Source organism: Priestia sp. FSL H7-0729, assembly GCF_038005685.1.
In the GTDB taxonomy this organism is placed as follows: Bacteria; Bacillota; Bacilli; order Paenibacillales; family Paenibacillaceae; genus Paenibacillus.
On sequence record NZ_JBBOTQ010000002.1, the window covers coordinates 163,423 to 183,244 of the forward strand.

The 19,822-nt window shown below is 47.4% G+C and carries 20 protein-coding genes; 13 read left to right on the forward strand and 7 right to left on the reverse strand.

What is annotated here, in order from left to right; genetic code table 11:
- Window positions 1-95: 95 nt before the first annotated feature.
- A complete protein-coding gene (locus MHH93_RS07030) occupies window positions 96-959 on the forward strand; it encodes an SDR family oxidoreductase (RefSeq protein WP_500053441.1) in 864 nt (287 codons plus the stop codon).
- A 48-nt stretch (window positions 960-1,007) separates the two neighbouring features.
- On the opposite strand, the gene thrS is transcribed toward MHH93_RS07030, so the two are convergent.
- The 3 genes from thrS to MHH93_RS07045 form a co-directional block, all read right to left on the reverse strand.
- Window positions 1,008-3,008, reverse strand: coding sequence for a threonine--tRNA ligase (gene thrS, locus MHH93_RS07035; protein WP_500053442.1), 2,001 nt, complete (start codon window positions 3,006-3,008; stop codon window positions 1,008-1,010).
- Between the two features lie 468 nt (window positions 3,009-3,476).
- Entirely contained in the window at window positions 3,477-5,237 is a 1,761-nt protein-coding gene (locus MHH93_RS07040) for a sensor histidine kinase (RefSeq protein ID WP_500053443.1), read from the reverse strand.
- Window positions 5,234-5,995, reverse strand: a complete 762-nt coding sequence (locus MHH93_RS07045) for a response regulator transcription factor (RefSeq protein ID WP_500053444.1) — start codon at window positions 5,993-5,995, stop codon at window positions 5,234-5,236. Before MHH93_RS07045 ends, MHH93_RS07040 begins: the two co-directional genes overlap by 4 nt.
- 222 nt (window positions 5,996-6,217) lie before the next feature.
- On the opposite strand from MHH93_RS07045, the gene MHH93_RS07050 reads away from it, so the two are divergent.
- Complete coding sequence (locus MHH93_RS07050) at window positions 6,218-7,270, forward strand: peptidoglycan DD-metalloendopeptidase family protein (protein WP_500053445.1); 1,053 nt, start codon at window positions 6,218-6,220, stop codon at window positions 7,268-7,270.
- 107 nt (window positions 7,271-7,377) lie between these two features.
- Window positions 7,378-7,881, forward strand: coding sequence for a GNAT family N-acetyltransferase (locus tag MHH93_RS07055; protein WP_500053446.1), 504 nt, complete (start codon window positions 7,378-7,380; stop codon window positions 7,879-7,881).
- Between the two features lie 115 nt (window positions 7,882-7,996).
- On the opposite strand, the gene MHH93_RS07060 is transcribed toward MHH93_RS07055, so the two are convergent.
- Window positions 7,997-8,488 carry a DinB family protein gene (locus MHH93_RS07060; protein WP_500053447.1) on the reverse strand — a complete coding sequence of 164 codons (492 nt, stop codon included), beginning with the start codon at window positions 8,486-8,488 and terminating at the stop codon, window positions 7,997-7,999.
- A 286-nt stretch (window positions 8,489-8,774) separates the two neighbouring features.
- Between MHH93_RS07060 and MHH93_RS07065 the strand changes: the two genes are divergently transcribed.
- The 10 genes from MHH93_RS07065 (at window position 8,775) to MHH93_RS07110 (ending at window position 17,912) form a co-directional block, all read left to right on the forward strand.
- The gene (locus MHH93_RS07065) at window positions 8,775-9,194 is read left to right on the forward strand and encodes a hypothetical protein (RefSeq protein ID WP_100527923.1); all 420 of its coding nucleotides are present in this window, start codon (window positions 8,775-8,777) and stop codon (window positions 9,192-9,194) included.
- Window positions 9,191-10,480, forward strand: a complete 1,290-nt coding sequence (locus MHH93_RS07070; protein WP_500053448.1) for an ammonium transporter — start codon at window positions 9,191-9,193, stop codon at window positions 10,478-10,480. The genes MHH93_RS07065 and MHH93_RS07070 overlap by 4 nt, the downstream gene beginning before the upstream one ends.
- A gap of 418 nt (window positions 10,481-10,898) precedes the next feature.
- Window positions 10,899-11,840: a DUF1963 domain-containing protein gene (locus MHH93_RS07075; protein ID WP_500053449.1), complete on the forward strand. Its 942-nt coding sequence runs from the start codon at window positions 10,899-10,901 to the stop codon at window positions 11,838-11,840.
- 175 nt (window positions 11,841-12,015) lie between these two features.
- On the forward strand, window positions 12,016-12,483 hold the full coding sequence (locus MHH93_RS07080) for a DinB family protein (RefSeq protein ID WP_440387585.1): 468 nt from the start codon (window positions 12,016-12,018) through the stop codon (window positions 12,481-12,483).
- Between the two features lie 52 nt (window positions 12,484-12,535).
- Window positions 12,536-12,718 carry a hypothetical protein gene (locus MHH93_RS07085; RefSeq protein ID WP_500053450.1) on the forward strand — a complete coding sequence of 61 codons (183 nt, stop codon included), beginning with the start codon at window positions 12,536-12,538 and terminating at the stop codon, window positions 12,716-12,718.
- Complete coding sequence (locus MHH93_RS07090; RefSeq protein WP_500053451.1) at window positions 12,715-13,449, forward strand: response regulator transcription factor; 735 nt, start codon at window positions 12,715-12,717, stop codon at window positions 13,447-13,449. Before MHH93_RS07085 ends, MHH93_RS07090 begins: the two co-directional genes overlap by 4 nt.
- A 55-nt stretch (window positions 13,450-13,504) precedes the next feature.
- Window positions 13,505-14,638: a sensor histidine kinase gene (locus MHH93_RS07095; RefSeq protein ID WP_500053452.1), complete on the forward strand. Its 1,134-nt coding sequence runs from the start codon at window positions 13,505-13,507 to the stop codon at window positions 14,636-14,638.
- A gap of 99 nt (window positions 14,639-14,737) precedes the next feature.
- Entirely contained in the window at window positions 14,738-15,385 is a 648-nt protein-coding gene (locus tag MHH93_RS07100) for a hypothetical protein (protein WP_500053453.1), read from the forward strand.
- A 20-nt stretch (window positions 15,386-15,405) separates the two neighbouring features.
- Complete coding sequence (locus MHH93_RS07105) at window positions 15,406-17,247, forward strand: transglycosylase domain-containing protein (RefSeq protein WP_500053454.1); 1,842 nt, start codon at window positions 15,406-15,408, stop codon at window positions 17,245-17,247.
- 113 nt (window positions 17,248-17,360) lie between these two features.
- Window positions 17,361-17,912: a DUF2569 domain-containing protein gene (locus tag MHH93_RS07110; protein ID WP_500053455.1), complete on the forward strand. Its 552-nt coding sequence runs from the start codon at window positions 17,361-17,363 to the stop codon at window positions 17,910-17,912.
- Between the two features lie 96 nt (window positions 17,913-18,008).
- On the opposite strand, the gene MHH93_RS07115 is transcribed toward MHH93_RS07110, so the two are convergent.
- From MHH93_RS07115 to MHH93_RS07125, 3 genes are all read right to left on the reverse strand, one after another.
- Window positions 18,009-18,467, reverse strand: a complete 459-nt coding sequence (locus tag MHH93_RS07115) for a threonine/serine exporter family protein (RefSeq protein WP_500053456.1) — start codon at window positions 18,465-18,467, stop codon at window positions 18,009-18,011.
- A gap of 18 nt (window positions 18,468-18,485) precedes the next feature.
- Entirely contained in the window at window positions 18,486-19,247 is a 762-nt protein-coding gene (locus tag MHH93_RS07120) for a threonine/serine exporter family protein (protein ID WP_500053761.1), read from the reverse strand.
- Window positions 19,248-19,492: 245 nt separating this feature from the next.
- The gene (locus MHH93_RS07125; protein ID WP_076209411.1) at window positions 19,493-19,798 is read right to left on the reverse strand and encodes a hypothetical protein; all 306 of its coding nucleotides are present in this window, start codon (window positions 19,796-19,798) and stop codon (window positions 19,493-19,495) included.
- Window positions 19,799-19,822 lie beyond the last annotated feature (24 nt).

The window sequence follows — 19,822 nt, forward strand, 5'->3', positions numbered from 1 at the left end:
CCCATGGAAACCGAGATGTGATCCTATCATTATCTCATATTGTCCGTCGTCGCGCCTCTAATTTCGGAACCTTTGGTTCAGAAGGGAAGTACCTCATGTCCATTCAGACAGCAATTGTAACAGGGGCCAACTCAGGGATGGGTTTGGCAACCACCATTGAACTTGCAAGGCAAGGATATCGCGTAATTATGGCATGCCGCAGTGAGAAGCGCGGACAGGATGCTCTTCGGGAGGCGGTGCGTCAGTCCGGATCTTCTGCGATTGAATTGATGTTATGTGACCTCGGTTCACTCGAAAGTATACGCCAGTTTGCCCGCACATTCCGCGAGCGTCATGATCGCCTTGACGTTCTGGTTAATAATGCGGGGGTGGTGATGGTCAAACGAAAGGAAACCTCAGATGGGTTCGAACAGAGTATCGGGATTAACCATCTGGGGCATTTCCTGCTGACCTTACTTTTGATCGAACCTCTGAAAGCTGCGAAGCAGGGCCGGATTGTGAACGTTTCGTCAGGTGCATATAAGGCCGGCAAAATCCACTTTGAAGATCCACATCTGCACAAAGGTTATAACCCAATCAAAAGCTATGCCCAATCCAAATTGGCTAACGTGTTGTTCACTCGTGCACTGGCCCACAAATTGTCAGGGACATCTGTCACGGTGAACTGTCTACACCCTGGTGCGGTGGGCACGAGCATTGGCGTAGATCGCAATACCGGATTCGGCACACGTATTATGGCGTTTGCAGGCAAGCTGCCGTTCTTTCTGTCTCCTGAAGAAGGGGCGCGAACGGCTATCTATCTGGCGACAAGCCCTGAAGTTGTCGGCATCACTGGCCGTTACTTCTATCAACAGAAAGAGCAGCAGCTGAAGGCACATGCTGTTGATGATGCTTCAGCTGAGCGTTTCTGGACGTGGAGCGAAGAACAAGTTGAGCTAAAACCTGACGAGAAGTTGTAATGCAGCACATGCTGATGAGTGACCCATGAATAGAGTCGTTCCATCTTTTTATACTTTTGCCTTTACAGCTTGCTGGATCATTTCAATAACAGCTTCAATACGTTGAATGCCTTGATCTCCCTGACCGTGTGCACGGACAGAGGCGGATGAGGCATTTTTCTCATTCTCACCAAGCACGAGTGAATAAGGCACTTTTTCCATCTGGGCTTCACGGATTTTGTATCCAAGTTTCTCACTTCGCAGATCTGTTTCGACCCGAATGCCCGCAGCCCGGAGCTGGCTCTGTACTTGGAGCGCATAATCTGCGTAATGATCGGATACAGGCAGCAGCTTCACTTGCACAGGTGCAAGCCAGAGTGGGAACGCTCCTGCATAGTGCTCAGTCAGAATGCCGAAGAAACGATCAATGGAACCGTAGATGGCACGATGAATCACGACCGGACGGTGTTTCAGGCTATCCTCGCCAATGTAAGTGAGGTCGAACTTCTCCGGCATTTGAAAATCAAGCTGGATTGTTCCGCACTGCCAGCTGCGCTTCAGCGCATCGAGGATATGAAAGTCAATTTTCGGTCCATAAAAGGCACCGTCGCCTTCGTTAATGCGATACTCCACGCCCCGGCGATCCAGTACATTTTGCAATGCACGCTCCGCTTGATCCCACAGTTCTTCCGATCCCATGGAATCTTCCGGTCGAGTGGACAACTCAATCTTATATTCGAATCCAAAGATGTCGTACATACGTCCGATCAGCGAGATCGCCTGATTAATCTCGTCCTCGATCTGCTCTGGCATGACGTAGAGATGCGCATCATCCTGGCAGAATGTCCGCACGCGCATCATGCCGTTCAGGGCACCAGAGAATTCATGACGGTGCACCTGACCGAATTCCATCATGCGAATCGGCAATTCGCGATAGGAATGAAGTGTATTTTTGAAGATCAGCATATGTCCGGGACAGTTCATTGGTTTCAATGCGAAAGTGGAATCGTCTACTTCCGAGAAATACATGTTGTCCTTGTAATGCTCCCAATGGCCGGATTGCTCCCACAGCCGGTTGTTCATCATGAGTGGAGTCCGAACTTCCTGATAACCTTCCTGTAATTGCATTTCACGCGAGAATTGTTCCAGTTCAGTACGAACAGTCATGCCTTTAGGCAAATAGAAGGGCATGCCGGGCGCTTCTTCGGAGAACATGAATAGTTCAAGCTCTTTACCGAGTTTACGGTGATCCCGTTTTTTCGCTTCTTCGAGCATGTGCAGATGTTCGTCCAGCTGGGCTTTGTTCGGGAAAGCAGTGCCGTAGATACGTTGTAGCATCTTATTATCCGAGTTACCCCGCCAGTACGCACCAGCCACATTCAACAGCTTAAACGCTTTGATCCGACCAGTGGATGGAAGATGGGGACCGCGACACAGATCGAAGAACTCTCCTTGATCATAGATCGAAAGCTCGGCGTCCTCTGGCAAATCCCGAATAAGTTCAAGCTTGTACGGGTCCTGGATTTCTCCAAAGATGCGGAGGGCTTCCTCCTGGCTAACGACCCGCCGACTGATTTTATGATTCTCCTGAATGATCTTGTTCATTTCCCGCTCGATGGCAGCCAAATCACTGATGGACAAGGCATGCTCCAGATCAACATCGTAATAAAAACCGTCTTCGATTACGGGTCCAATGCCCAGTTTCACTTGTTCCGCACCGTAGATGCGTTTGAGCGCCTGTGCCAGCACATGTGCTGCGCTGTGACGATAACGATACAGACCTTCCGCGCTATCCAAAGTAACGATGACGAGTTCGCAATTTTGCTCAAGCACCCAATCAAGATCGACATTCTGACCATCTACAATACCGCCAATGGCCTGTTTTCCAAGACTTGTGCTGATGGATGAGGCGACCGCCCCTACAGTGATGCCTGCTTCGTAAGAACGTACCGCGCCACCTTGCAGACGGACCTCAATGGAATGACTGGATTGTTGAAGATCATTTGCTTGGTTGTTTATTTCGTTACCTGATTTGTTGCTTGCTGAGTTACTGTTTTCTTGTTTGCTCATGTGAACCACTCTCCATTTCATCAAATGAAAGCGCAAAAAACACCCGTCCCGGAAAAGGGACGAGTGCGCTTGGCTCGTGGTTCCACCCTAATTTGGTTATGGTGCACCCTGCTCTCGGCCAGCCGCCGGAACTGAAAACATCATAACCCTCATTGGAATCCGCTATCGAGGATCAGGCGGTGAACTCTACTGGCAACAAGCCGAACATCGAGGAGGTCCGATATGCTGAGGTTCGAGGTCACGGCTGCAGAGGGGTAATTCCGGTCCGTTCGCTGAAGAAGGTTTCACCAATCCCCTCTCTCTCTGGGCAGCACGCAAACGAAATCATGTCTCTGGTCATCGCCAAATATGTTAGATCAACTCATCAGATGATCCTGAAATGTGTTGTGTTCATTATCAATATATTGGAACAGGTGTTATTGAGTGTCGATTATATAGACTGAAAATGGAAAGGTCAAGCGGAACATTTTAATTCGTTTCGGACGGCCCATCCCATATTAAGCGAATGATCGTTCCTTCACCAGGGGTGGACTGTACCTCGATATGCCCTTTCATCGCTTCAATCAACCCTTTGGTTACGGCCATACCCAGCCCTGATCCAACGTCCGATGTACCTGTATCCGTACCGCGATAGTAGCGTTCGAATAACTTCCATACCGTCTCGGCGTCCATACCTCGTCCATTATCTGCGAACTGAATGCTGAATGCATCTGCGTGTTTACCAGAATGCACACTGACAACCAGGATGGACTCGGGCGGGTTATGAAGAAGGGCATTAGCAGTCAGATTATCCACAATTCGTTCGAACGATGGAATATGGACGAGTCCATATACAGGTACTTCAGAAGGTTGGAATAGGATGCGACCTTTCCCATATGCCGGGTTTCGTTCAGCACGCTGGATCAGATCACGAAGTAACGTATTTACGTCAGTCTCTTCCACCACAGGTTGATATCCGCCACTACGCAATCGGTAGGTCATGGCAAGATCGTTGACAAGCCTGTCCATATACATGGATTTATCGAGCATGATGCCAGCGAATTCCCTGACTTCCTCCGTGCTCCAGCTATACTTATCCGCCTCAAGCATATGAGCATAACCCTGGATGGAGGATAGAGGCGTCTTCAGATCATGTGTTATGCCAGCGATCCATTCCTCCCGTAGGGAATCGGTCTGTTTGCGGAGTTCTTCATCTTGCTTCAAGGTGTGAGACAGGGCCTGCATGGAGCGAAGCACTTCCGCATACACGTTGTATTTTCGCTTCCACTTACCGTTACGACGCTGACTGCGAGGCACTCCAAAGGCTCCGGTAGGTTCCTCGTAATGTCCTCGTTCCAGACGCTGTAACCATTGGAGCATATGCAGCATGGGCGAGCCGAAACGGTTGGCATACCAGAAGGCAAGCAAGATGAGCAGAATGATGATGGACACAATCAATACAACCAATGCCGGCTCCAGAATAAAACGGTAGGGATTCTGATTCCCTGTAACATTTGGATCGCCGGGGATGCTAATCAACCAGGTAGTTTCATTCTTCTCATCGTACCATGTGGCAATGGATTTGCCTGATCGACTTGGATAACGAATCTGCAGAATCAATTCCTGAATGGTGTATTCGCTTGGTACACCCACAGCTGGTTTGTTAAAGGAGGAGAGCTCGCGTCCCGACTCATCCAATACTTGAAGATAGGCATTAGCAGCACGAAGAGCTTCTTGTTGGCCCGGTTGAAGATCAAACTTCCCGTTGGTGAGAGTGAGATTCGAACGAATGTTATCCATGAGCGACTTGGCCGGGTTACTCTCGCCATACAACAAAGTGAAGTTCTTCCCGTTCTTCTCCCGAATGAGCATGACAATCTGATAAGGGAAAGGCTTTTGATTTTCCCAGTATGCAATCAATTCCCCCGGCTTATAGTGAGTAGGAACATCGGCGGGAGCGTGATAATCATCAATTACGTTGCCTTGTTCATCCAACACCTGGAGCCAGCCTTGATATTTATCCACTTGCTTTAGCAATTCGGGGTCATATTTAATGGTATTATCTGGCATGAATTCTGCTGTGTTAATTAATTGGTCCAGACCGTTAACTGCAAAATCATCCACCAAATTCACTTCATTCACCTTTTGCACAACCCAGTAAGTGGCTACAGACCCAAGCAGAATGATCAAAATGACGGCTCCCGCAAGCATTCCGATAAACCGGGTCATTAATTTGCGACGAATACTCATGGGCGTGACACATGTTCCGGCTGAATGAGCTTGTATCCCAGACCTCGGACGTTAACGAGAAACACAGGATTGGAAGGGTCGGCTTCAATGCGCTCCCGAATGCGGTGAATATGAACCATCACGGTATTATCATCACTGATGGCCTCTGAGCCCCAGACCCGCTCATATAGATCTGATTTGGTGAAAATACGATTGGGATGCTTGCAGAAAAAGAGCAGCAGTTGAAATACAAGTGCAGGACAGGCTACGGCTTGTCCTTCGACTCGAAGTTCACCAGCCCATTCCCATACCTGAAACCGTCCAAAATCGTAGACACCCTCCGGGATACTGGAAGATGACGTATTTACGCTGGATGGGATGTGATCCGAGATCGCAGCTGTTTTTGAAGGTAAATAACGCTTCAGTAAGGATTTAATCCGAGCAACGACTTCCAGAGGGTTAAAGGGTTTAGAGACATAATCGTCGCCACCAACGGCGAATCCCGTTAATTTGTCATAGTCAGTTGTTTTGGCCGTCAGAAACAGGATGGGCGCATCGGTGACCTGCCGTAGAAAAGGACAGATTTCCAGTCCGCTTTTGCCGGGAAGCATGATGTCGAGCACGATACAATGGTACGTTTTGTTGTTGCAGGCCTCAATGGCAGCTTCGCCTGTTGTAACGGTATCAATATCGAGAAACTGTTCTTTGAGGAGAACGGTTTTGAGCATATGCAGGATAGCTTGCTCATCATCCACAAGCAGTATTGAGACGTTATCCATAGTTTGAAAATGACCTCCTGATGCTTCGTGTTTATTGCTAATCATACCATCCAAGAGGGCAGTATTGCGTACAAGCTATCTTAACGGAATCTTAATTATGCATCGTTAAAGGGCCAGACGAGTTTATCTACTGGTAAGTTAGGGTTAGACGAAGGATAAGACTCATTCTGTACACTTAACTGGAAAGTATAACGATTAGCATTAACAGAAGGGATGTTGAAAATGATGCAAAGAAAGAATTGGAAGGTGCTTGCGATTGCCCTTGGAGCCTGCGTGATTTTGTCAGCTTGCGGCAACAGTAACAAGATTACATCCGAACAGGCGGAGCAGCAGTCAGTCGAACAGACGTCGAATAATGAAGCGAGCGAGAATTCGAAACAGGAGCAGAACTCAAGTTCGGAGGCGAGCGTGGCTATTACACCAGACAATTTCATCGATACGTTGATGAATGGTTCGAAAGATGCAATCTATAGTCAGTTTTCTCCGGAATTGAAGGAGGCGTTAACACTTGAACAGTTCAAAACTTCCGCCGATAATTTTTTTGAGGGCGTTAAATCGTGGGAGCAAGTGGTAGACGCCGAAGTGAATCATCTAAGGGAGCATGCATGGCAAGACGAAACAGGTACCAAGGGGCTTCGAGTTTATTTTACAGAAGATAATCAGATCGGTGGTCTAACTATTCAACCGTTGGAAGCACACGAATCCACGGATAACACATTCACCAAAACAGAGTTTCAATTCCCGATGAAGGGGGAGTGGTATGTATTCTGGGGAGGTCATAATGTACTGTCCAACTATCATTACGAGCATGAGACACAGCGCTATGCGCTGGATATTGTTCGGATGAAGGATCATTCAAGTTATCACGGGGATGCGGCGGTTAATGAAAACTACTATGCTTTTGGTGAACCGCTCTATGCAGCTGCCGATGGTACTGTCGTCGAAATCAAGAATGATCTTCCGGACAACGTACCGGGTGTTATGAATCCGGAGGAGCCAGCGGGTAATTATGTCGTGATCGACCATGGGAATGGGGAATACAGCATCACAGGACACATCAAGAAAGGCAGTGTTACGGTCCAAAAAGGAGATAAACTCAAGCAGGGAGACCTCATCGGTGAGCTGGGTAATTCGGGTAACTCCAGTGAAGCTCATCTGCATTTCCAGGTATCTGACGGACCGGATCTGTTCACATCTCGCTCAATTAACATTCGTTGGGCTGACCAGAGTCAGCAGTTAACGCGTGGAAACACAATACAGGGACTCCCAGAGTGATGATTGAGTAACTCTCTGTCAGCATGTTAGGGATGACGAAAACTTCTCTTCTCCGTTATAATATCCTCTATGATAATAGAGCGATCTGAAATGATGGAGGAATAGCGATGAAACTGGAAGATGTGCAGATTGAATATGCGCGCCTGGAGGACTTGCCAAGGATTGTGGAAATTTATAATTCTACCATTGAGGGCCGTATGGCAACAGCGGATTTGGAACCGTTGACAGTGGAGCAACGTGTTCCGTGGTTCGAGGAGCATTCACCGGATTATCGTCCGCTTTGGGTGATGAAGCAGGCAGGTCATGTGGTGGCTTGGGCAAGTCTCAGCTCGTTCTATGGACGACCTGCGTATAATGGAACGGTGGAAGTTAGTGTATACGTGGATCAGCAATGTCGCGGAATTGGGGCCGGCGGACGTTTGCTCGAAACCGTATTTGCGGCGTGTCCTGCACTGGGCATTACGACCATTCTTGGATTTGTCTTTGGGCATAACGAACCGAGTCTGGGATTATTGCGCAAGCATGGTTTTGAACAGTGGGGATATTATCCCGAAGTGGCTGTGCTGGATGGCATGAATAGAGATCTGGCGATTTTGGGCAAAAAAATATAAGTGTCGTTCTTATTCCTGAAATAAGAACACGGAAAACCTCCAACCTAAAGTAATAGGATTGGAGGTTTTTTTGTCGTTCCAATATTGTGCTCTCTATGAGAAATGGAGGTGCTATTCATACACCAAGCTGATGTTTAATCCCTTGAATCTGTCCCAGGTGACGCTCCTCATGATAACTTGCAAAGTCAATCCATTGGATAAGATCCATCTCACCGAATACGGGATGAGGAAAGGACTTGCTGCGCAGCAGGTCAGGGTCATGATCTAATGCAAAGTTATTTAACGCTTGGTGGGATTCGTCCAGATCATTGCGTACATGTGCGAGTGCCTCAGGCGCTGCTGGAGGCTGAAGGTGGGGCGGTGCCTCAATGGAGCGGCTACAGTCCAACGATAATTCATATGGTTTTTTGTCCACAGACACCGTCTGTTCCTTCTCGAGGGCCAGGCGGGCTTGTTTTCCAATGACATTTTCCATCAGATTCAGATGTCGTAGTACTTGCATAATACTCCATTGCTCGGGTGAAGGTTTTTGGTTCAATTGCTCTTCGTCTAATCCGGAGATGGTATCCCAAATTTGATTGCGTATATCGTCATTACGAGTAAACATTGTAAAATCCTCTCCCTATAGATGGTTTCTATCATGATGTTCGCTGTGTATGTCCATTACCCCAAATGTGGATGCTTACTCTATAAGCATAGAGATTGGAATAAGTGAATGTAAAATGTAGCACTAATTAACTTTGTTAGATGAATTCAAAATGAAATAAAAAAAGCCATTCTTGATGAACGGTTCATTTCAATAAGTACCAACTCCAAAAAAAGATTGACGGGCAGACCCCGGCAAACTATAATCGGTAACAAGTAACTTTAGATGTAAGGAGTCCTGACATGATATGTTAGTAATCGACGAGGTGTATCACCATACAGCATTGCAAATATCATCGTCCGATTTATTGTACCTTATCGAACGGCTGAAGGTCAAAAAAGAAAAAGAGATTCAAACGCTCAAACAGAAGATCGAACAGTTCGAACAAAAGCGTCGAGCGGAAGAGATCGCTTATCAATCGTTGTCGACCGTACGCAAATGGTTTGCGGGACGCCCTGCATCCCATCATCAGGCAGTGGAATATATGGTTCAGGTGAAGGAACGTTTTCGCAAGATGGAACAGATTCGCAGACGTATACGTGAATTGGATCAGATCGCAGAACGAATTAAACATCCGGACAGCATTGAGCGTGACGAGATTGAGCTTGCGCCTGATACAATCCGTGAGCTCAGACAGCTTAGTGAAACGGAGGATGTACAAGCATGACTTTGGAGACGTTAAGCACCGGGATTGATACGGTCTGGGTCGTACTGAGTGCAGCGATGATTTTATTGATGGAGGGTGGATTCGCTCTGCTCGAGGCTGGCTTTGTGCGTTATAAAAATAGTGTGAACATTATTATGAAGGTTTTTGCAGACATTACGATTGGAACGTTGTTATTTTACGCTATCGGTTTTGGACTCATGTATGGTTCAGACGTTGGTGGTTTTATGGGTGTAACAGGATTTTTCCTGAATGGGGATTTGTCTCATCTGGACGTGCCGGTATCTCTGGAGACATTCTGGTTGTTCCAGGCGGCCTTCACTATTGCCGTTATTTCCATCGTTTCAGGAGCGGTAGCCGAACGGATCAACTTCCGTGCTTATCTTCTGTATATCATTTTGATGACGGCGATTATCTATCCAATTGGTGGACACTGGGCATGGGGCGGCGGCTGGCTTAGTCAGTTAGGAATGCAGGACTTTGCCGGTTCTGCCGTCATCCATGCACTGGGTGGATTCTCGGCACTGGCTGCCGCAATTATCATTGGTCCGCGTAAAGGCAAATACACGCCACTTGGCGTAAGTGCCATTGCACTCCCGAGCAATCTGCCACTGGCATCTGTAGGTGCATTTCTGTTATGGTTCGGCTGGTTTGGCTTCAATGCGGGTAGTACACTCAGCGCGACGGATGTAAGAATTGGTCACATTGCGATTGTCACGATGTTATCCGCGGCTTCGGGCGGTGCAGTTACGTTGCTGTACACGTTATTCCGCTTCAATCGTTCAGATGCACCATCGGTCATTAACGGTTCGCTTGCGGGATTGGTCGGAATTACGGCAGGCTGTGCTTTTGTTGGGGATGTAGCCGCGATATTCATTGGGGCCGTATCCGGCTTATTGATGATGGCTGCCACCAACTGGCTGGACCGTCGGCAGATTGATGATCCGGTTGGTGCTTTCCCGGTGCATGCCGCATCCGGAATGTGGGGCACGATTGCGGTAGGTTTGTTTGCCACCGATGGTGGATTATTTATGGGCGGCGGCTGGAGGTTGCTGGGCGTTCAGGCACTTGGCCTTACAGCCCTGGTCATCTGGGGATTCGCCATGACCTGGATCGGGTTAAAGCTGATTGGCAAAATTGTGCCTGTACGTTCAACAGAAGAAGAAGAGGATCTGGGTCTGGATATCAGCTATCATGGTGTGATGGCAGCTCATCAGGCCCATGAATTCCTGGACGGTGAGGAGCATATGCGTGCTTACCAGGAAAATTCTTCTGATCCAAATCGTTAAATGGAATATTGGGTAAAGAAGTAGACTGACAAGGAATGTCAGTCTCTTTTTTCTATATAAATTGAACTACACATTTACACGAGGACGTAGAGGACAGAAAGAATCTGAAGAAGCAAAGCTAAAAGCTTTCTGCAAGAAAGCTGCTTCGGAAGCACACGGTTCGCCTACAAGCTTTCTGCAAGAAAGCTACATCGGAAGCATACGCTATCCCCGGATTTTTACCTTTGCAAAGGTGAATCTAAAAAATTCTGGGGATAACAGCGATCGGAAGGTTGTTCTGTCATCGGAGTGGTAAGTGTAAAATATTCTTAAGTTCAATTTATATAGAAGCAGGGAAAGACGTCCGGGCGGAAGAATATACAGGTGTGAACCTGAATATGTCTCAGCATAGGTGTATTGTCTGAAGGGGAGGATCTATATGATTAAGCCAGAACAATGTGAACGTCTGACCAGAAAAGCCCGTAAAACACTTGAGGAATATGGTTTGGGAGTTGCTGCCGATCTGCTGTTGTCCTCAAGCCGCTGGGGAATTCGCCTCGATGTGTCCACACTGGACGAATATCGCAGGACAGGAAACTCACGTGTGGGTGGACATCCGGATTTGCCGAGTCGTATGGAATGGCCTGTAACCAAAGAAGGCGTTCCAATGACTTTCCTGGCCCAGTTGAACCTGGTGGATTTGTCGCCGTATACGCCGAATGATGGGCGCGGAACTTTGCCTGAACGTGGAATGTTATACTTTTTCGTTGGCACGGATGAATCTGCTAGTCCCATTGAACATCGTGTGATTTTTGAGCCGAGTTCTCATAACCTCATAAGGCGAGAACCTGAAGGGGATACCGCGCTGGATGGAGCATCCTTTGTTGCACATTCGGTGACTGTGCTGCCTAATCTTGAGTTTCCTACATATGCATATATTGACGTCAATGCGCTGAATGAACTCTCGGAGCCTAAGCTTGAGACCGATGAGACCGAAGCGGAAGTAAGTCTGTATGACCGATACCTTGAATTTGAGTCAAGCTGGAATCATCCAAGTACGCTGAACTGGGGTGGTATGTTTGGATATCCTGACGGGCAGCATCCGGATGCCGAGCATCGGGCCTTGTTACAGATCGCACTGGGCGAAGCGTACGATTATAATGAGCAGGCGTGTGAAAGTAAGCTGACCAAGCTTTACGGCGGAGATGAGGATCGGACATGGCAGGAACTATCCGATACGCTGCTGCTGTTGAAGATAGATACACATGATGCCATAGGTTTCCAATGGTGGGATTGCGGGGAGCTGCAATTTTTCATTCGTAAGTCTGACCTGGAGGCTGGGCGATTCGAGCAAACGTATTGTTCGTTATACTCAAGTTGAGCAATGATCTGAACTCATACAAGCAACAAAATGTCCTGAATCCCGTCTATAAAAAGGAGTCAGGACTTTTTTGTGCGTAGATTGTTAGATTTGGTATATAGCTCGTTTATATATTAGGGAGGGATATCTTGGTTGAAAAGCGATCATATGTTCTGTATAATGGGATGAAAAGGAAGTGTGTCTGTTGATTCAATCTGCGTTCAAACATATTGACGTGGCCGTGACATCGTTGATTGATATATGCGATCAGCTGTCGGAAGAAGATTTGGCCTTGACTCCAATTGAAGGTAAACGGCCTGTTGGAGAACTACTAGCCCATCTGTCTGTGATCTGCCGAGCGGATGTTTATATTTCCGAAGGTGCATCGGAGGAAGAGATGGCTCAATTCTACGCAGAAAATCAGGTACATTCGCTCCGTGAGATCAAGCAGGCTTTGATTGATAACCAGATGTATCTATACCAACGGTACAGGCAGTTTAACACGGAAGAATTACTGCAAGTGACGGATTCGTACTGGGGAGCATCCTATAGTCGGCTGGAGTGGTTGCTTGAGATTATGGGGCATGTATATCATCACAGGGGACAATTGTATACGATGCTAACCCTGACGGGCAAAGAACCCGAATCAGTGCTTTTTAAATAGAAATGAATGGAATACATATAAGCATGTTACAGGAAACATCATGAGTTAAAGCGTGAATAGACCGACGATACTGCACGTTATACGTGAAATAACCAACGATTCTGGTGTGGTATGGATTCAGCAGGTGAAGCTGGAAGAGGCTTATGAGATGATGACCAAGTGCGAGCGTGTCCGTGAAGATCACGATGATTTTCGCAGTTTCATCCCTCGGTGGTATACTTTGAACAGATCATGAATTATGGAAGGGAAAGGAATAATGCCGTGGCACAGCCAGCAACCATTCTGCTTGTGGATGATGAGCAGGAGATTATTAAACTGATGGAAATTTATTTTGGCAACGAGGGTTATCGGATTCTCACTGCCAATGATGGGATTGAAGCACTGGAACAATTGAAAAAAGAGTCGATCGATCTCATTATTCTGGATGTGATGATGCCGAATATGGACGGTATTGAAGCTTGTATGAAAATTCGGGAAGAGCAGAAAATGCCGATTATTATGCTATCCGCCAAAAGTATGGATATGGATAAAATCACCGGGTTAAGCATTGGTGCTGATGATTATGTGACCAAACCGTTTAACCCGCTTGAACTTGTCGCACGGGCTAAATCCCAGCTGCGCAGATATCATACCTTCAATGAAGGTCGGGAGAACAAAGAGCACGAGTGGGTTATTGATGATCTGGTCATTAATACCGATACACATGAAGTTTGGGTGGATGAGCAGCCGGTTCGTCTGACTCCGCGTGAATTTGCTGTTCTCGAATTACTGGCACGGCATCAGGGTTCAGTACTCAGTATGGAACAGATCTATCGCCAAGTCTGGAAGGAAGAATTCATGGAGTCGAATAATACCGTCATGGTGCATATTCGCAAGATTCGTGAGAAGATTGAACTCGATAGCAAACATCCCAAGTTCATTCAGACGGTATGGGGTGTTGGTTACAAGATGATCAAACCGCAATAAACATGTACATCCACAGGATGTCATGTGACATGAACACATGCAGGGAGTCCCGACTATGAATTCAAAGCTGATTAATACAGTCCGATGGAAATTTATCTATGCATTTCTGCTGAGTGGCATACTAACTGCAGCTATTTTGTATGGGGGCAGTCAGGTGGGACAGACCATTCTGGAAGCCCAGACATATCCGGATTATTCCATTCCGGCCCAAGGGATCAGGTGGTTGGTGAATCATATCGGTTCGGTACCTTTGATGATTGTGGTAGGCGTGCTCAGTTTTGTGCTGTTTTTTTTCCTGTTCTCTCGCAAGGTGATGCAGATTCTGGATGAAATTACGGCAGGAATTCAGGAGGTTGCCAAAGGAGAGCTATCCCATCGCATCGAAGTGAAGACCTCGGATGAGTTCGGAGTGGTTGCTGCAAGCATTAATCAGATGGCTGAACAATTGCAGTTATCTCTTCAGGAAGAGCGTAATGCGGTGGCTGCCAAAAATGATCTTATTACGGGGATATCACATGATCTGAGAACTCCTCTAACCTCCATTCTTGGATTTCTGGAGTACATTGAGAAGGATCGCTACCAGGATGAGATCGAGATGCGCTATTACGTTAGCATTGCCTATGAGAAATCCCTGACTCTTCGTAAGTTGATCGATGACTTGTTCGAATATACGCGTGTGAGTGGCGGGAGTCTTCCGTTGTCCTTGGAAGCGTTGAATCTGAATTCGTTCCTGATGCAGCTGGCTGAAGAGTTTGCTCCCATGCTGGAGGATGCTGGCATGACCTACAAGATCATCGGCGGGCAAGAGCCACTATGGATACAAGCTGCTCCGGGGGAGCTTGTAAGAGCGTATGAGAATCTGTTCAGCAATGCCATTCGGTATGGTTCGCAAGGTAAACGAATGGAGATCGGACTGGCCCTTGAAGGTAAAGAGGCTGTAGTCCGCATCAGTAATTATGGTGAACCGATTCCGGCTCAAGATCTGCCCCATCTATTTGATCGATTCTATCGTGTGGATAAATCCCGTTCCCGGGAAACGGGAGGTACGGGTCTCGGCCTGGCGATTGCCAAATCGATGATTGAATTACATCGAGGAAGTATCGCTGCCTACAGTGAAAATGGCAGAACGGATTTTGTTACCCGATTCCCTGTAACTGCTGCTCCACCAAGTAATTACTCAGAAGAATAATAATTAAGAATTTGGTAAGAAGTTAACTACTTCCTCATTAAGAAATATTCGGTATGCTACCTCTACTACCATATTGTTGTATAGAGGAGGATACCGAATATGAAGTCCCGATTCAGTACTGTAAGACTAAGATACATATACATTGGAGGAGCAAGCGCGTTACTGAGCGCAGCGCTCCTATTTGTCGTTTATCACGTGCTACGATTTGCGCATAACCATGTCCTTCCTGATACAGCATGGATAACGCGTATGATGAACTGGGGAATCAACCATATCGGCACAAAGCCGTTCTTCCTTTTCATTGGTGGAGCCTTGTTTGCGATCTTTTTCTGGATTCGATCCCAGAAGATTGCGGAAGATCTCAGTCAACTTGCGCGCGGAACAGCCGAACTTGCCTTGGGCCACAATCCTGGAAGAATTGAGGTTCTAAGTGGTGGTGAACTAAAACAAATTGCTGCCAATCTGAATACGATTGCGTTTCTTCTGCATGAGGAAGAAGACAAGGAGAATGCTCAGACTAGTTCTGCACAGGTTGACTTACCGATAAAGCTTACCCTATACGGCATCCGTTCCTCTCTGGATGAGATCATCCAAGGGCGCTGTCAGGACGAGGTGGAAGTTCAGCATTGGGTCAGGTTGGCGTATGAACAGACATTGCTGCTTCAACATGCTCTGGATATTACTCAACGGGATGGACAGGAACGTGGAGTTTTTATTGAACGGGTACACAAGGAGCCTGAATGTTGAAGCGCAGGAGCAAGCGATGGATGTATTATGTATTCGATGCAGCAGTGGTTGGAGTTTTGATGTTGGCGCTTTTCTATCTCTATCTGATTACTTATGGTGAAGGAATGCTTCGCAATCGTCCAGAGGCCATGCAGGTGGCCTCTTCAACCATTATTACGAATGCAGAGGGGGACGAAATTTCGAGGTTGCACACGCAGACCAAAGGCTATTCCGAATATGCTGACTTGAACGCCATGCCGGACTTATTAAAGATGGCTTTTTTGGCTACAGAAGATCGACGTTTCTACAACCATGATGGACTGGATTACATCGGACTCGGCAGGGCCATTGTGCAAGACATTATACATATGAATCTGAGTCAGGGAGGAAGCTCCATCACGCAGCAACTGGCAAGGAATCTGTATTTGAATGGGGATAAGACGTTGATTCGAAAGGTGAATGAGATATCGATTGCAATGGCCTTGGAGAAGAAGTACAGCAAGGATGAAATTCTGGAAATGTATCTAAATCAGATCTACATGGGACGTCAGCAGTATGGGGTAAAGGCGGCAACTTGGCGATATTTCGGAATTAAGGATATGTACCAGTTGGAACTATGGCAGATCGCTACATTGGCAGGTATGCCCAAAGGTCCATCTCTATACAATCCAGTAGATCATCCTGAACTTTCCAAACAAAGACGTGCCGTTATCCTTGGACTCATGCATGAACAGGGACTTATTACACGAAAGCAGATGCTCGAAGCCCGTAGCGTCGATTACACGCCTCCTGAAACAATGTTAATTGCAACAACTTCACCGGGTTTGAGCCAGCCCGCATATGTGTCAGCCGTGGATGCTGTGATTCAGGAGGCTTCTCGGCTCACAGGCAGAAGTGAAGCGGAGATTCAATCGGCAGGTTGGGTTATTCAAACCGGGTTAGACCAACAGGCGCAACTGGCGATGGAAGAAACATTTGCAGACAATACCCGATTCCCCGATGATCGTCAAGATGAGCAGGTCCAGGCAAGTATGGTTATTATCGACCAGCATAACGGTGAAGTGAGAGCGATGATGGGTGGACGTAATCCTTCGAAGGGGGGTATCAACCGGGCAATTATGGATGCACGGCAGCCAGGCTCTTCGTTTAAACCGATTATTGCCTATGGCCCTGCGTTGGAGTCGGGAAAGTTCAAGCCAGAGAGCATATTGCCGGATAAACGCATGAGTTATGGAAACTATCAGCCTAGCAATTTGGGGGGACGATACAGCGGTTCAATATCAATGTCCCAAGCCCTGCAAAAGTCCATCAATGCCCCAGCCGTATGGCTGCTTCATGAGACTGGACTACACGATGCACATCAATTTGCCGCACGGCTCGGTATTGAACTGGGGCAAGAAGATCTTAACCTCTCGATTGCCTTGGGAGGTGTGCATCAGGGGGTGTCACCAATGAAGATGGCGCAGGCCTATACCGTGTTTGCGAATAATGGCAAGTTCAATACAGCCCATCTGATACGCCAGATTACAGATTCCCGTGGACGAACAATTTATGATCACAAGTCGGAAAATAAGCAGGTAATCTCCTCTGGCACGGCGAATGACATGACCAGAATGCTGCAAAATGTAGTCAGTCAGGGAACAGGAAGCCGTGCAAATTTAGGTCAGCACAAGGTGGCGGGTAAAACAGGAACAACACAGGCTGCATTACCTGGTGTGGGAAGGGAAGCCAATCGGGATCTGTGGTTTGTAGGTTATACGAGTAACTGGACTGCGGCGGTCTGGATGGGATTTGACCATACGGATGCAGAACATTATATGAGGTCAGGAAGTGGTGTTGCAGCGGATTTGTTTGCAACGATAATGGATCGTGCGATGCGATAAACGTCCAAGCGAGGAGAACATAGGCCCAAACGCTCCGTTCATCCACTAAAGTACACCGAATCCGGATTTTAATGTATAATATGTTTTTTTATCTAATGTACAAGGAGGATGCAATGGAACGTAGATACAGGGACTCGGATACAGATACGGATATGAACTCGCTGCAACCCAAAACCGGTATTAGACCGGAAAGGCCTGGTATCTCCGGCTTGGGCGGATGGCTTATTTTAATCCAGATTAGTCTTTGGCTTGCGTTGGTGTTTCTCATCTCGGATGTATCGCAGGTGAATGTCATTATGGACCCTGCCAGATGGGAAGGAGAGCGTGGAGTCGATCCTCAGATTTACACAGAGATGATTCGTCCACTCCTGTGGTTTGGATTCATAAGCAGTACCATTTTGTTGATGATCGTTATCGTAAACCTCATTCTTTTATATAAACGGAAGAGACAGTTTCCACGTATGATGATGGTGTTGTATACGATGAATGTGATTATAAGCATCGTGACCTGGATTCTGATTGCGCGAAATGAAATCCCAAGAGAACAGCATGTGCTTGATGCAACTCCGGCTTTTCAGCTGATCGTGCGATCCATTCTGACGTGCTGTATCTTCATCCCGTATTTCCTGAAGTCGGTACGTGTGAAGAATACGTTCGTGAAGTAAAAAGATCGAAAAAAGTGATACGTAAGGCCCGCTGGCATACAAGAGTTCATCCTGTGTGCTAACGGGCCTTACGTGAGTTAAATATATGAAAAATAATCATTTCAATGATGATTTGGTCCGGATCGAGGTGGGAATTCGGCGTATCATCTGGTTTAATACCTCGGATAACACCAGGCCTACGGCAATAGCACCGGATAACATGAGTGCCTTGGCAGCCATCTCCATGGCGGCACTGTAGTCATTTTGCACAAAACTTCGCATCGCATTATACGCCAGCCCACCAGGAACGAGAGGAATGATCCCTGCAACGCTGAAGATGATAACGGGTGCACGAAACATGCGAGAGAACACCTGGCTGATGACACCGACGGCTATGGTCGCTGCAAGGGTAGCAGGCACCGCATCCGCTGCATATTCAAGCACGATATAGATCATCCAGCCGATCATGCCGACAAATCCACCGTGGAGCAACATGCGCCGTGGTGCGTTGAAGATGATTCCAAACGCAGCTGAAGCGACAAAACTGGTTAAGGCTTGTTCAATAAAATGGAGCATATCCTGCATTCCTCCGTCTTACATAAAAAGTGAAAATACAACTGCAATGCCGGTACCTATGGCAAAGGCGGTCAGAAATGCCTCGGCTCCCTTGGATAATCCGGATACGAGATGTCCGGCCATCAGGTCACGTACAGCATTGGTAATCAGCAGCCCCGGAACCAGCGGCATAACCGAACCAATTATAATTTTGTCACGTTCATGCCCGACTCCCATGTAGATCAGGAGAAAAGCGAGTATGCCAATAACGAAAGATGCCGTGAGCTCGGCAAAAAATTTGACCCGTACCAACCGGTGAAAGGCAATAACGGCTGCATAACCTATCCCCCCGCAGATCAGCGCCGGAAGAAAGTCGCTCCAGCCCCCGCCAAACATAATGGTAAAACAACCACTGGATAACGCGGCGGCCGTAAGCTGCACAGCCGTTGAGTAGGAGGAAGGCTTGCCTTCGATCTGTATCAACAGATCATGGGCTTCCTGGGCGGATAGCTCACCTTGTCCAATACGGCGGGAGACTGCGTTCACCTCGGATACCTTGTCCAGATCCGTCGTACGCTCGGAGATACGAATCAGCTTGGCGGGTTCGGTTGCATCAACAGAGAAGAAGATGCCTGTCGGTACAACGTAACTGTGTGAATGGGGTAAACCCAGCGCTGCGGCCATACGTTTCATCGTATCTTCCACACGGTAGGTCTCACCGCCGCTTTGCAGCATGATTTTGCCTGCGAGCAGACAGATTGCAATCACGCGGGATTGTTCAGTAGGATTGCTGCCAATCATACCCGTCTCGACTTGTGATACGGGTGATGAATCATGACGTATGTATTCCAACCGGATCAAGCTCCGTTTCATAAGTGATATGGGGTGGTGCGACACCATTGTATCATATTTCACACGCTCGCAAAGAATCATACCGCACCGTCGCTATGACGATAAAAAAGCTTCGTTCCTAAGACTTGAAGATCTCAGGAGCGAAGCTTCGTGGAACAGGTTCGAATATAAAAGGATAATGAGGAACAATCCCCCTACATCAACAGGGTGATAACCAGTAACTCATACAGCACAAGCGGCAAAATCGTTGGTCCAAACAAGGCACGCGGTTCAGGGTATCCATGCATCGGGGTAACCTGGAGATACAAAATCCCCCGGTCTGCACTGATGATGACACCTTCCCACACTTGACCATCGATGTTCTGGACGTGTACCTTCTTGCCTATATGCTGCCGGGCTGTATGATGAAGCATATTCCGCACACTTTGCACGGATTGAAGCATCGGTTGATTGGCTTGATACACGACACGTGTGGATGGCGTGGATGTGGATTCAGACATGATGCACAACCCTTCCTCAAAATA